The following is a 13346-nucleotide window of genomic DNA, read 5'->3' as shown; positions in this document are numbered from 1 at the left end:
GGCGCGGCTGGATAAAGCGGTTCCAGATCGGCGGGAAAAACGCCGCGATGCCCCACAGCAGGATGTTGCGCATCTGCGGGCCGTTCGGGCGGGGTTTCAGAGCGTAGTACGGCCGGTCCGGGTCCTGGTGGTGCTCGACGTGGTTGGTGATTTCGAGGCCCAGAATGCGCGTGATTGCCGACAGATGGTTCCAGGTGTGGCGGTCCTCGATGGCCCGGCCGGGCACCCGTAACAGGCCAAAGTGCTGCAAGTAGTTGAGCGCCTCGCCCAGGATGCGCCCGCCGACCATGGCTACCAATTGCACCAGCATGGCCGGCACGCCGCCGGCCAGGTACATCACCGCCAGCAGCGCCAGCAGAATCGGCCCCGACCACAGGATGCGGCTGCGCCAGTGCCACAGGCCGTGGCCCTGGGCGGCCAGGCGCCGCCGCTCGAATTCGATTTCGTCCAGGGTGTTGCCCCAGATGCAGCGCGGCACGAAGCGGTACACCGACTCGCCCCGCTGGCCGGTGTCGTAGTCGCGCGCCGTGTCGAAGTACAGATGGTGCGACACCGTGTGCGAGATGTCGCGGTTCGGTGCGCCGATGATGCCGAAGCCCAGCTTGCCGATGAAGGCGGCCAGCGGGTTGTGGCGGTGCATCAGCTCGTGCGCAGAGCCGACGTTGGCGATCAGGCCGACCCAGATCAGCACCACGGCGCTGGCAATCCAGGGTTCGAGCGCGCCCATGGCCGGATCAAAACCGACATGTGCGCGCCAGGCAAAGGCGACGAACGTGGCAAGCACCAGCAGCGTCTGCACGTAAATCACCACGTCCGCCAGGGCGCCGTTCTTGACCTTGCGCGGCGCGTAATCCTGCGGCGACAGCGTGTCGGCGATCAGCAGCAGCGGCAGGGTGGCTATGCCCAGCCACACCCACTGGTCGCCCAGCAGAAAGCCGGCAATGGCCGCCAGCGGCAGCAGGCAGTTGAGGTAATAACGCAGGTAGTCCATGACCTTGTCTCCAGCCTCTTGAGGATGTGAGGGCGCTGATCGGTCCTGATCGAGCGTTCGGCAATGTGCGCGAGGGCGGGGGCTGTGTCAACCGGCTCGCAGGCGCTTGTTAGGATTGCCGGATGTCCGCCCCCGAACTGCCTATCGACGAGGCCCTGCCGGCGCTGCGCATGGCGCTGGACGATCATCCGGCGGCGGTGCTGGAGGCGCCGCCCGGCGCCGGCAAGACCACGCGGGTGCCGCTGGCGCTGCTGGATGCGCCATGGCTGGCCGGGCAGAAAATCCTGCTGCTGGAACCGCGCCGGCTGGCAGCCCGCGCGGCGGCGCGGCACATGGCGCATTTGCTTGGCCAGACCGAAGGCCAGACCGTCGGTTACCGTACCCGCCTGGACAGCCGGATATCGGTGGCGACTCGTATCGAGGTCGTTACCGAGGGCATCCTGACGCGGTTGTTGCAGGGCGACCCGGCGCTCACCGGCTGCGGGCTGGTGATCTTCGACGAGTTCCACGAGCGCAGCCTGCAAGCCGATCTGGGTCTGGCGCTGTGCCTGCAGGCGCAGGCGCTGCTGCGGCCGGACCTGCGCGTGCTGGTGATGAGCGCCACGCTGGACGGCGCCGCCGTGGCAGACCTGCTGGGCGGCGCGCCGCGTATCACCAGTGCCGGGCGCAGCTTTCCGGTGGCGGTGCGCTACCTGCCGGGCGACGGGCCGCTGGAAGGGCGTCTGGTGGCGGCCATCCGCCGGGCGCTGGCCGAGGAAACCGGCAGCCTGCTGGTGTTCCTGCCTGGCACGCCCGAGATTCGCCGCCTGGCCGGACAACTCGACAAGGTCGGCCTGCCAGCCGACGTGCGGGTATGTCCGCTGTATGCCCGGCTTGATGCCGCGGCCCAGGACGCCGCTATTGCCGCCCCAGCCCCGGGCGAGCGCAAGATCGTCCTGGCCACCAGCATTGCCGAGAGCAGCCTCACCATCGACGGCATCGGCGTAGTGATCGACGCGGGACTAAGCCGTCACACCCGTTTCAGTCCGCGCACCGGCATGGACGGCCTGGTCACGGTGCCGGTATCGCGAGCGGCCGCCGAGCAGCGCGCGGGCCGCGCTGGGCGCCTGGCTCCCGGCATGTGCTATCGGCTGTGGAGCGAGGTCGAACAAGCTCGTTTGGCAGCGCATGCGGAGCCCGAAATCGCCATCGCGGATCTCGCCGCGCTGCTCCTGGAGCTGGCGCTGTGGGGGGTGCGCGACCCGGCCGAACTCAGGTGGTTGACGCTGCCCCCCACGGCGCATGTTGACAAGGCACGGCAGTTGCTCGAGGCGTTGGGCGCGCTTGATGCGACCGGCGCGATCACCCCGCACGGCCGCACCATGGCCGGCCTTGGCGTGCCACCACGGCTGGCGCATCTGCTCGTGGCAGGAGGTGGGTTCGATGCCTGCCTGTTGGCGGCGCTGCTGGCCGAGCGCGATATCCTGCGCCGCTCGCCAGGACACACCTTGGCGGTGGACATCGAGCTGCGCCTGCTGGCGCTGCGCACGGGGCGCGCCGCGGGCGATGCGGACCGCGCGGCCTTCGATGCCGTGCTGCGCCTGGCACGGCGTCTTCAGTCGCGATTGCCGGCGGGCGCCGGGGCCTCACAAAGTTGCGGTGCGCTGCTGGCGCTGGCCTTTCCGGACCGCATCGCCCAGCGCCGCGCGCGCGGCAGCTATCGCCTGGCGAGTGGTCGTGGCGCGACGCTGAATGCGGCCGATGCGCTGGCCGGGGCGGACTTTCTGGTGGTGGCGGAACTGGACGATGTCGGCGACAACGCGCGCATTCGCCTGGCCGCGGCGATCGGGCGCAGCGAAATCGACGCGGCTTGCGCGCCGCTGATCCTGACCACCGAGGAGGTGCGCTTCGATGCCGCCAGCGGCGCCGTACAGGCGCGGCGGGTGCAGCGCCTGGGTGCCCTGGTACTGGCTGACGATCCGTTGCCCAAGCCGTCCGCCGCGGCAATCGCGACCGCTTTATTGGAAGCCATCGCCAGCCGCGGCGTGGCCGCCCTGCCCTGGAGCGATGCCGACCGGCAACTGCGGGCCCGGGTGGTGCTGATGCGCCGTCTGGAGCCGGATGCCGGCTGGCCGGATCTGTCTGAGGCCGCCTTGCAGGCGAGTCTTGCCGACTGGCTGGGTCCGTACCTGCCCGGCCTGCGGCGACTCGAAGACCTGGCCGATGGGCGACTGCGAACAGCCGTATCCAGCCTGCTCGATCGTGCGCAGGCGCAGCGCCTGGAGGCCGAGCTGCCGCGTGAGCTGACCATCAACCACCGCTCGCGCGCCATCGACTACACGGCCGATGCGCCGCTGCTGGCCGTGCGCCTGCAAGACATGTTCGGCCAGCAGGACACGCCGCGCCTGGCCGGCGGGCGGGTCACCCTGCTGCTGCATCTGCTGTCGCCGGCCGGCCGCCCGTTGGCAGTGACGGCGGATCTTACGGGATTCTGGCGTGGTGCGTATGCCGAGGTGCGCAAGCAGATGCGTGGCCGCTACCCCAAACATCCGTGGCCGGAAAATCCCCTGCTCGCGACGCCGCCGCTGCCGCGTCCGGTCGCACGCCACGGCTGAGGGGCGCCCCAGCCACTACAATTCGGCAGCGGCCGGCGCAGTCGCGTGCACTCACCGCAGGAGGAGCGGCATGGATCTGGATTTCTCGCCCGAGGACGAAGCCTTTCGCCTGGAGGTGCGCCAGTTTCTGGCCACCGAATACCCGGCCGAGATTCGCCGCAAGGTGGAACTCGGGCTTGCCCTTGGCAAGGACGATTACGTGACATTTCAGCGCCTGCTTTATCGCAAGGGCTGGGCCGCACCTTCCTGGCCGGTGGAGCACGGCGGCGGTGCCTGGTCGGCCACGCGGCGTTATATCTTCGAAGACGAGCTGGCGGCCGCCGACACGCCACGCGTCATGCCGTTTGGCCTGAAGATGCTGGCACCGGTGTTGATGACCTTCGGCAGCCCGGCTCAGCAGCAGCGTTTCCTGCCGCGCATCCTGGCCTCCGAGGACTGGTGGTGCCAGGGTTACTCGGAGCCTGGCGCGGGCTCTGACCTGGCCTCGCTGCGCACGCGGGCCGAGCCAGTCGATGGCGGTTATCGGGTCAGCGGCTCCAAGATGTGGACCACCTATGCACACTATGCGGACTGGATGTTCGCGCTGGTACGCACCGGCAGTGGCGGCAAGAAGCAGGAGGGCATCTCATTCCTGCTGATCGATATGACCAGTCCGGGCGTGAGCGTGCGGCCGATCGTTACCGTCGACGGCTTGCACGTGGTCAACCAGGTGTTTCTGGAGGATGTGTTGGTGCCGGTCGACTGCCTGGTCGGCGGCGAGGGCAAGGGCTGGACCATCGCCAAGTTCCTGCTTGGTCACGAGCGCAGCAACATCGCCGGCGTGGCGCGCTCCAAGCAGCAGATGCGGCGCCTGAAACGCATCGCCGCAGACCGGGGCTTGCAAGACGACCGGCGTTTCTGTGACCAGGTGGCGCGGCTTGAGATCGATCTGCTGGCGCTTGAATACACTGACCTGCGGGCCTTGTGGGAGGACAGCGCCGGCCACGCTCCGGGGCCACAGGCGTCCGTGCTCAAGATTCGCGGCACACAGATCCAGCAGGCCATTACCGAGCTGCTGATGGAGGCGGTCGGGCCCTATGCCTTGCCTTACGACGCCGGGGTGCTCAAGCACGGCTGGGATGACGCGCCGATTGGCCCCGACTATGCCGCGCCGCTGGCGGCGAGCTACTTCGATACGCGCAAGACGTCGATCTACGGCGGAACGAACGAAATCCAGAAAAACATCCTGGCCAAGGCGGTGTTCGGCCTGTGACGGCAGCGCCGATTCAGTCGGTGCGGGTCAGGGGCAGCATGCCCCTGCGCGATCAAGGACGCGAGTCCTTGATCGGCGGAGCGCGGCACGGGCGTGTACCGCGCCGCAAGCGAGCCTGAAAATTCCAGGGACGGAATTTTCAGGCGCATCAAACGGAAGCATCAGTCATGGACTTTGCATTGTCCGAGTTTCAGCAGCTTTTGAAGGAACAGGCCGAGCGCTTCATCGCGCGCGATTACGGTTTCGAGCAACGGCGGTCCCTGATCACCGTCACGCCTGGCTACAGCGAAGCCCATTGGCAGACCTTTGCCGAACTGGGCTGGCTCGGTCTGCCGTTCAGCGAGGAGATTGGTGGTTTCGGTGGCACGGCGCCAGATATGGCGTTGCTGTTCGAGGTCTTTGGGCACGGCCTGGTGGTTGAACCCTATCTGGCCACGGTGCTGGGCGGGCTAGCCGTGCAGCACGCGGGCACGGCCGCCCAGCAGCAGGCGATCCTGCCCAAGGTAATCGCGGGTGACCACAAGCTTGCGCTGGCAAGTCTTGAGGTCGGCGGGCGCCAGGCTGCACCGCACGTTGCCACCATCGCCAAGCGCGTCGGCGGTGGTTGGCAGTTGACCGGTCACAAGACGGTTGTGCTGCATGGTGCCAGCGCCGACACCCTGGTGGTCAGCGCACGCAGCCATGGCGCGGTTGACGCCACCGGTGGCATTGGCCTGTTTCTGGTGCCGGCGGGGGCGCCGGGGGTCAGTCGCCGCGGCTATGCCACGGTGGATGGTCTGCGCGCGGCGGAAGTCACGCTGGAGCAGGTCGAACTGCCCGACGAGGCGCTTCTGGGTGACCCCGTGGGCGGCTACGGGCTGCTCGATAGCTTGCTCGACCTGGCCGGTATTGCCGGCTGTGCCGAGGCGCTCGGCTGCATGCAGGCGCTGATCGATCGCACCGCCGAGTACCTGCGCACGCGCGAGCAGTTCGGGCGCAAGCTTGGCGAGTTCCAGGTGCTGCAGCACGCCTTGGTCGACATGTACATGGCCGCCGAACAGGCGCGTTCGCTGACTCTGGCCGCGGCGCTGAACGCCGAGGCGGCGGTGCCCGAACGTCAGCGCCTGGTGGCGGCGGCGCGCCAGTTCTGTGCCGACGCGGGACGTCTGGTCGGTCAGACGGCGGTGCAGCTGCACGGTGGCATCGGGGTGACCGACGAGCTCGACGTGGCCCATTACTTCAAACGCCTGACCATGCTGCCGCAGTGGTTCGCGGATCACGGTCAGCCGCTGGACCGCTTCATGGCGGCCGGCGGCTGATGGCCCCCGCGCTGCGGCCATGATCCGGTGACGGCAGATTCCAATGCGGCGGTGTCCTCGCGCACCGCCGCCGGCCTGTTCGTGCTGGTGATCGTGTTGTGGGGCGTCAACTGGCCGGTTATGAAAGTCGGCCTCGCCTACATTCCGCCGCTACACTTTGCCTTGCTGCGCATGCTGTTGGGCGGAATTACCATGTTCGCGGCGGCCGCGCTGGCCGGTCAGCTGCGCCTGCCGGCGCGCCAGGACTGGCCACTGGTGGTGACCGTGGGCGTCTTCCAGATGAGTGCCTTCATGGCACTCGGCTTTTTTGGCCTGTTGTTCGTTGGCTCCGGGCGGGCGGCGATTCTGGCCTACACCACGCCCCTGTGGGTATTGCCGCTGTCGCTATGGCTGCTCAAGGAGCGCGTCAGCATCGGCAAGTTAGCCGGGTTTGCGCTTGGCCTGACCGGCGTGGCAGTACTTTTCAATCCGGCCGGTTTCGACTGGGGTGATGGCCGCGTGTTGCTGGGTAACGGCCTGTTGCTGAGCGGCGCGGCGTTGTGGGCGGTGCAGATTGTCCAGGTGCGCGGCCACCGCTGGGTCGGCACGCCGCTGTCACTGGCTCCGTGGCAACACGCCGTGGCAGTGGCCGTGCTGGCGCCTCTGGCTTTTTACTTTGAGGCCGATGCCAGCATCCGCTGGACTGCCGAGTCGATTGCCATCCTGGCCTACAACGGGCCATTGGCGACCGGTTTTTGTTTCTGGGCCATGATCACCATCACCCGCGCCTTGCCGGCGGTGACCACCTCCATCGGCTCCCTGGCGGTGCCCGTGGTCGGTATGCTCAGCGCCTCATGGTGGTTGGGCGAGCCCCTATCCCTGACCAACAGCGGGGGGCTGGCGCTGATTGCCAGTGCAGTCGCGACGCTGGCGCTGAGTGAAGCCTGGGCACGGCGGGCCTGACGGCCGGCGCCTCCTGGTGTCGTAGGAACGCGGCTTTGCTGCGCGATGGTCGCCCGGCTATGCCGGGCTCCTACGCATCCTGGGTAACGCTGAACTGGCCGGCGTTTCCGGAAAGCACTTTTCGAGGCGCACTTTTGTCGGCGACGGCGATCACGTTACGATGGTGCGCCGCCGGATGGCGGGCGCCGGCACAACCACCCTGCGAACTCACCATGTCCCCCTCGCCTCGCAAGCCGCCCTGCTGCCCATGAGCTTGCTCGCGGCTGCATTACTGCCCTTTCTGGGCGCAGGTTTGCTGGCGGGACAGGCCAATAATGCGCGGGATCGCTGCGCCTGGCTGGCCGGTGCGGTTGTTGCAATCACGATCGGCCTGCTCGGGTCGATGGCGCCGGCGATAGCAGACGGCAACATCGTGCGGGCCAGCTGGTCCTGGCTGCCGTCGATTGGCGTCAATTTCGGGTTTCGCGTCGATGGCCTGGCGCTGCTGTTTGCCGGATTGGTGCTGGGCATCGGCCTGGTGATCGTGCTGTATGCCCGCTATTACCTTGCCGAGGGCGAGCCGATTGCGCGTTTTTACGCGCTGCTGCTGCTGTTCATGGGCGCCATGCAGGGCGTGGTGCTGGCCGACAATCTGATTCTGCTGGTCATTTTCTGGGAGCTGACCGGGCTCAGTTCGTTCCTGCTGATCGGTTTCTGGTCCCGGCGTGCGGACGCCCGCCAGGGTGCGCGCATGGCGCTCACTCTGACCGGCGGCGGCGGACTGGCGTTGCTGGCCGGCGTGGTGCTGATCGGCGAGGCGGTGGGCTCCTACGACCTCGACGCCGTGCTGGCGGCCGGCCCGGTCATGCGCGCGCACCCCTATTACCTGCCGGCACTGGTGCTGGTGCTGCTGGGCGCGTTCACCAAATCGGCACAGTTTCCGTTTCACTTCTGGCTGCCGCAGGCCATGGCGGCACCCACGCCGGTGTCGGCCTACCTGCACTCGGCCACCCTGGTGAAGGCCGGCGTATTCCTGCTGGCACGGTTGTACCCGTTGCTGGGCGGTTCGGATGCATGGTTTTACCTGGTCAGCGGCGCCGGGGTCGCAACCTTGTTGCTGGGCGCCGTACTGGCGCTGTTCCAGCATGACCTGAAGGGTCTGCTGGCCTACTCGACCATCAGTCACCTGGGCCTGATCACGCTGCTGTTTGGCCTGGACCGGCCGTTGGCGGTGGTGGCGGGCGTGTTCCATATCATCAATCACGCCACGTTCAAGGCCTCGCTGTTCATGGCTGCCGGCATCATCGACCACGAGTGCGGCACGCGCGACATGCGCCGCCTGCACCACCTTTACCGCTACATGCCGTATACCGCCACGCTGGCCATGACCGCCGCCGCGGCCATGGCCGGTGTGCCGCTGCTCAACGGTTTCCTGTCCAAGGAGATGTTCTTTGCCGAAACCCTGTTGCTCGGCGAGCGGGGGGCGCTGGCCTGGGCGCTGCCGGTAGTGGCGACGGTGGCCGGGTTGTTCAGCGTGGCCTACTCGGTGCGCTTCATTCATGACGTGTTTTTCAACGGCAGGGCCGGCGAGGCCGCCGACATGCCGGGCATGCCACACGAGCCGCCGCGCTGGATGCGCGTGCCCGTCGAACTGCTGGTGCTGCTGTGTCTGCTGGTCGGAATACTGCCTGGTCTGACCGTGGCGCCCTTGCTCCATCTGGCCGCCAGTGCAGCCTATGGCAGCGAACTGCCTCACTACAATCTTGCGGTGTGGCATGGCCTGAACCTCCCGTTGCTGATGAGCATCGTGGCGCTGGCCGGCGGCGTGGCGGCATATCTGGCCCTGCATCGGTGGGTCAATCTGCACACGCTGGAGCTGACCGCCTACAGTGGCGCGGCCGCCTTCGAGCGGCTGCTGGCCGGGCTGCTGGCCGGTGCCAGACGGGTCACACGGCGGCTCGACGACGGCCGGTTGGGCCGCTATATGTTGTTGTTGCTGCTGGCAGCCATCGCCGCCGGCGCCTGGCCGCTGTGGCGTTTTGGCTATCAGCCGGGCGACGTGCCCGGCCAGACGTCGCCGCCGATCGTCGCGGCGATCTGGCTGGTGGGTCTGGTCGCCGCAGTGGCCGCGACGGTGTTGCACCGGCAGCGGCTGGCGGCCGTGATCCTGCTCGGTATTGCCGGACTGGTGGTGGGGCTGGCCTTTGTGTATCTGTCGGCACCCGATTTGGCGCTGACGCAGATCCTGGTGGAGATGGCGAGTCTGATCCTGCTGTTGCTGGCGCTCGGCCGCCTGCCGGCCGGCGCGCCCGCCGAGCCGCTCGCCCGGCGGCTGCGTGATGCCGCCGTCGGCCTGCTGGCGGGCGGCGGTGTGGCGGCGCTGCTGTACGGCGTGCTGACCCGGCCGACGGTGTCCATCTCCGACTATTTCCTCAGCCAGGCCTATCCGCTTGGCGGTGGCCGCAATGCCGTCAACGTGATCATTGTCGACTTCCGGGGTTTCGACACGCTGGGTGAAATCGGCGTGCTCGGGCTGGCGGCGCTGATCATCTACGCCGTACTGCGCCGCCTGAGCTGGGCGCCCCGGACGCAGGCAGGGCTGGCGGCCGATCGCCACCCGCTGCTGCTGACACTGCTGTCCGGGCTGCTGTTGCCGCTGGCGACCGTGGTGGCGGTGTTCCTGCTGCTGCGCGGGCACAACCTGCCGGGTGGCGGCTTCATCGCCGGGCTGGTGCTGGCGCTGGCGCTGCTGGTGCAGTACCTGGCGCGCGGTCGTGCCTGGGTCGACGCCCGCCTGCATACCGGCTTCGAACTGTGGATTGCCGCCGGGCTGTTGCTGGCCGGGCTGACTGGCGTCGCCGCCTGGCTGTTCGGGCATCCGTTTCTGACCAGCACTACGGGTCACCCGGTGTTGCCGCTGTTGGGCGAACTGCCGCTGGCCAGCGCCATGGCCTTCGACCTTGGCGTGTTCGCAGTGGTGGTGGGCGCCACCCTGCTGGCGCTGCTGAGTCTGGCGCGCCGGCAAGGTCGGGAGGCATGTTGATGTCACTGGAGTTGATGCTCGCGTTGGGTGTTGGCCTGTTCGCCGGATGCGGGGTGTACCTGCTGCTGCGCGCGCGCAGTTTCGACCTGATCCTGGGGATTACCGTCCTGTCGTACGCGGTGAACCTGTTCATCTTTGCCACCGGGCGACTGGCGGTGGACAGGACCCCCATCCTGGCGCCGGATACGCCGGCCACGCTGGCGCACTATGCCGATCCGCTACCGCAAGCGCTGGTCCTGACCGCCATCGTCATTGGCTTCGGCATGACGGCGCTGCTGGTTGCTGTTGCCCTGGCCGCCCGACGCGCCGGCGACGACGACCATGTCGACGCCGGGCGGCAGGAGCCGCAATGAACCACTGGCCGATTGCCCCGATCCTGCTGCCGCTGTTCACCGCCGTACTGCTGCTGGCCCTGGGCCGCTGGCGGCCGGCCTGGCAGTTGCCGGTCAATCTGCTGGCGACCGCTGCGTTGCTGCTGATCTGCGTCGGTCTGTTGGCGCGCGCGGCCGATGGTGGGGTGACGGCCTACCTGCTCGGCAACTGGCAGGCGCCGTTTGGCATCGTGCTGGCGGTGGACCGTCTGGCGGCGCTGATGCTGGCGCTGACGGCAGGTCTCGCGCTGGCCAGCCTGCTGGCGGCGGCCCCGCGCTGGCACACGCGCGGCGCACATTTCCATCCGCTGTTCCAGATGCAGTTGATGGGCCTGAACGGCGCCTTTCTGACCGCCGACCTGTTCAACCTGTTCGTGTTCTTCGAGGTGCTGCTGATCGCCTCGTATGGGCTGCTGCTGCACGGCGGCGGCGGTCGGCGGCTGCACGCCAGCCTGCACTACGTGACGCTGAACCTGGTCGGCTCGGCGCTGTTCCTGCTCGCAGTGAGCCTGCTGTACGGCGTGACCGGCACGCTGAACATGGCGGACCTGGCCGTCAAGGTGGCGCAGGCGCCCGACGCCGATCTTGGCCTGCTGCATGCCGCCGGCCTGCTGCTGCTGGTGGTGTTCGGTCTGAAGGCCGCCGTGCTGCCGCTCGGGCTGTGGCTGCCGACTACGTACGGCGCAGCCAGCGCGCCGGTGGCGGCGCTGTTCGCGATTATGACCAAGGTTGGCGTGTACGCCATCGTGCGTGTGTTCACGCTGATCTTCGTCGGCGAGCGGCTGGCCGTGGCCGCGCCGCTGCTGCTGTCGCTGGGCCTGGCGACCCTGCTGCTGGCTAGCCTGGGTGCGCTCAGTGCCGGCAGCTTGCAGCGCCTGGCCGGATACCTCACGCTGGCATCGGCGGGTACCTTGCTCGCCACGGTGGGATTGGCCGAGCCTGACGCCCTGGCTGCGGCCCTGTACTACCTGCCCCAAACCACGCTGGCGGTGGCGGCCCTGTTTTTGCTGGCGGAGCTGGTCGCTCGCCAGCGTGGCGATTTGGCGGGCGCGTTGGTCGGTGGCCCGGCGGTGCGCCAGCCGGCCTTGCTGGGTGGCCTGTTCCTGCTAGTCGCCGCCACGCTGGCCGGTCTGCCGCCGTTTTCGGGGTTTGTGGGCAAGCTACTGATCCTGCGCAGCACGGTCGGCGGGGTGGATGGTTTTGCGGTATGGACGGCGCTGCTGCTGTCCGGATTGGCGCTGCTAATCGCCTTCGGTCGGGCCGGCAGCCAGTTGTTCTGGAAGGTTTCGCCAGCGCTGGAGGGTTCCAGGCATGGTGTGTTGGCGATGATTCCGGTGGCCTGGCTGCTCGTGGGCGGCTTGCTGTTGGTGGTACTGGCGGCACCGGTGCTGCGCTTTACCGAAGCGGGCGCGCAGCAGTTGCTGGCGCCGGCCGGTTACATCGAGGCGGTGCTCGGTGCCCGGCCGGTGCAGCGGGTGATGCCGTGAGGCGCCTGTTGCCCGCGCCGCTGCTCAGCGCCGCGCTGCTGGTGGTGTGGCTTTTGCTCAACAATACGCTGGCGCCAGGTCAGATCCTGCTCGGTGCGTTGCTGGCGCTGGTACTGCCCTTGCTGACCGACCGCCTGAGGCCAGAGCGCGCTCATCTGCGTCGGCCGGTCCTGGCCGCGCGGCTGTTGCTGCGGGTGTTGTGGGACATTGTGCTGGCCAACTTCGAGGTGGCCCGTCGCATCCTCGGGCCGGAAGCGGCGCTGCGACCGCGCTTTGTGTGGCTGCCGCTCGACATCCGCGACCCGTGGGGCATCGCCGTGCTGGCTGGCATCATCACGCTCACCCCGGGCACGGTTTCGTCGGATCTGACCGCAGACCGGCGCTATCTGCTGGTGCATGCGCTCGATGTCGATGACCCGGCGGCCCTGGTGGCTGCCATCAAACAGCGCTACGAACGCCCGCTGATGGAGATTCTCACGTGAACCCGGTGGAGTACGTACTGGCGCCGGTGGCCGGCATGCTGGCACTGGCCATGGTGCTGAACCTGTGGCGCGTGCTGCGCGGCCCGGCCCTACCGGACCGCATCCTGGCGCTGGATACCCTGTACATCAACGCGCTGGCGCTGCTGGTACTGTTGGGCATCCGCTTCGGAACCACTCTTTACTTCGAGGTGGCCCTGGTCATCGCCTTGCTCGGCTTCGTCGGCACGATAGCCTTGGCCCGCTATGTCCTGCGCCAGGACATCATCGAATGAGCATGCTGCTCGACTACCTCATAGCCGGCCTGCTACTCACTGGCGGCGGTTTCGCGTTGATCGGCTCGTACGGTCTGGCCCGGCTGTCGGATTTCTACAAACGCCTGCACGGTCCCACCAAGGCCACCACGCTGGGCGTTGGCTGTATATTGATCGCCTCCAGCCTCCTGAGTCTGCGCGGATCGGCACTGAGCCTGCACGAGCTGCTGATAACGCTGTTTCTGTTGATCAGTGCGCCGGTCAGTGCCCACCTGCTGGTGAAGGCGGCGCTACACCTTGACCCGCGGGCGAAGCCACCACTGCCGCCGGAACAGTGACCGCGACGTTTGTCGCGCCTGGTCGGCATTTTCCCGCTGCGCAGGGAACCGCGGCGTGCGCTAGTTGCCGCTCCAGTCGGGCGCCAGGCCATAGCGGGCGTCCTCGGCGGCGAGGATGACATCGCGGGCACAGCACCAGTTCCAGGCCACCCGCCAGGCACAGGCCCTCGGTAGCGATCTCCGCCGGCAGCGTGTTGATGGGTGCGATGACTTGCATCGGCAATGCCCCGCCTAATGGTGGCGACCATCGCCTCTGAACGCAGGCGTGAAGATGCCGGCCTTCTTTGGCTTCCTGCTGTGGTCCTGCGTGGTGCTGCT

General features: G+C 67.9%; 11 protein-coding genes and 1 pseudogene. 11 read left to right on the top strand and 1 reads right to left on the bottom strand.

Annotated elements, in window-relative coordinates; translation table 11 throughout:
* Positions 1-991: fatty acid desaturase (locus tag ABZF37_RS11120; RefSeq protein WP_372719879.1), on the bottom strand; the 991-nt coding region annotated here is incomplete at its 3' end.
* A 122-nt stretch (positions 992-1113) separates the two neighbouring features.
* Between ABZF37_RS11120 and hrpB the strand changes: the two genes are divergently transcribed.
* The 11 genes and pseudogenes from hrpB to ABZF37_RS11065 all read left to right on the top strand — a co-directional run.
* Complete coding sequence (gene hrpB, locus ABZF37_RS11115) at positions 1114-3585, top strand: ATP-dependent helicase HrpB (RefSeq protein ID WP_372719877.1); 2472 nt, start codon at positions 1114-1116, stop codon at positions 3583-3585.
* A gap of 70 nt (positions 3586-3655) precedes the next feature.
* Positions 3656-4837: an acyl-CoA dehydrogenase family protein gene (locus ABZF37_RS11110; protein WP_372719875.1), complete on the top strand. Its 1182-nt coding sequence runs from the start codon at positions 3656-3658 to the stop codon at positions 4835-4837.
* A 167-nt stretch (positions 4838-5004) separates the two neighbouring features.
* Positions 5005-6135, top strand: coding sequence for an acyl-CoA dehydrogenase family protein (locus tag ABZF37_RS11105; protein ID WP_372719873.1), 1131 nt, complete (start codon positions 5005-5007; stop codon positions 6133-6135).
* Between the two features lie 27 nt (positions 6136-6162).
* Positions 6163-7077 carry a DMT family transporter gene (locus ABZF37_RS11100; RefSeq protein WP_372719871.1) on the top strand — a complete coding sequence of 305 codons (915 nt, stop codon included), beginning with the start codon at positions 6163-6165 and terminating at the stop codon, positions 7075-7077.
* A gap of 247 nt (positions 7078-7324) precedes the next feature.
* Entirely contained in the window at positions 7325-10099 is a 2775-nt protein-coding gene (locus ABZF37_RS11095) for a monovalent cation/H+ antiporter subunit A (protein ID WP_372719887.1), read from the top strand.
* 5 nt (positions 10100-10104) lie between these two features.
* Positions 10105-10452, top strand: coding sequence for a Na+/H+ antiporter subunit C (locus ABZF37_RS11090; RefSeq protein ID WP_372719885.1), 348 nt, complete (start codon positions 10105-10107; stop codon positions 10450-10452).
* A complete protein-coding gene (locus ABZF37_RS11085) occupies positions 10449-11957 on the top strand; it encodes a monovalent cation/H+ antiporter subunit D (RefSeq protein WP_372719869.1) in 1509 nt (502 codons plus the stop codon). The genes ABZF37_RS11090 and ABZF37_RS11085 overlap by 4 nt, the downstream gene beginning before the upstream one ends.
* A complete protein-coding gene (locus tag ABZF37_RS11080) occupies positions 11954-12439 on the top strand; it encodes a Na+/H+ antiporter subunit E (protein ID WP_372719867.1) in 486 nt (161 codons plus the stop codon). Before ABZF37_RS11085 ends, ABZF37_RS11080 begins: the two co-directional genes overlap by 4 nt.
* Positions 12440-12474: 35 nt before the next feature.
* The gene (locus tag ABZF37_RS11075; protein WP_372719883.1) at positions 12475-12711 is read left to right on the top strand and encodes a K+/H+ antiporter subunit F; all 237 of its coding nucleotides are present in this window, start codon (positions 12475-12477) and stop codon (positions 12709-12711) included.
* 2 nt (positions 12712-12713) lie between these two features.
* On the top strand, positions 12714-13028 hold the full coding sequence (locus tag ABZF37_RS11070; protein ID WP_372719881.1) for a Na+/H+ antiporter subunit G: 315 nt from the start codon (positions 12714-12716) through the stop codon (positions 13026-13028).
* Positions 13029-13201: 173 nt separating this feature from the next.
* Positions 13202-13346, top strand: a pseudogene (locus tag ABZF37_RS11065) (sodium:proton antiporter); the annotation flags it as partial.

Origin of the sequence: Immundisolibacter sp., assembly GCF_041601295.1 — a bacterium.
Lineage (GTDB): Bacteria > Pseudomonadota > Gammaproteobacteria > Immundisolibacterales > Immundisolibacteraceae > Immundisolibacter.
This window is presented reverse-complemented; position numbering and strand designations above follow the sequence as displayed.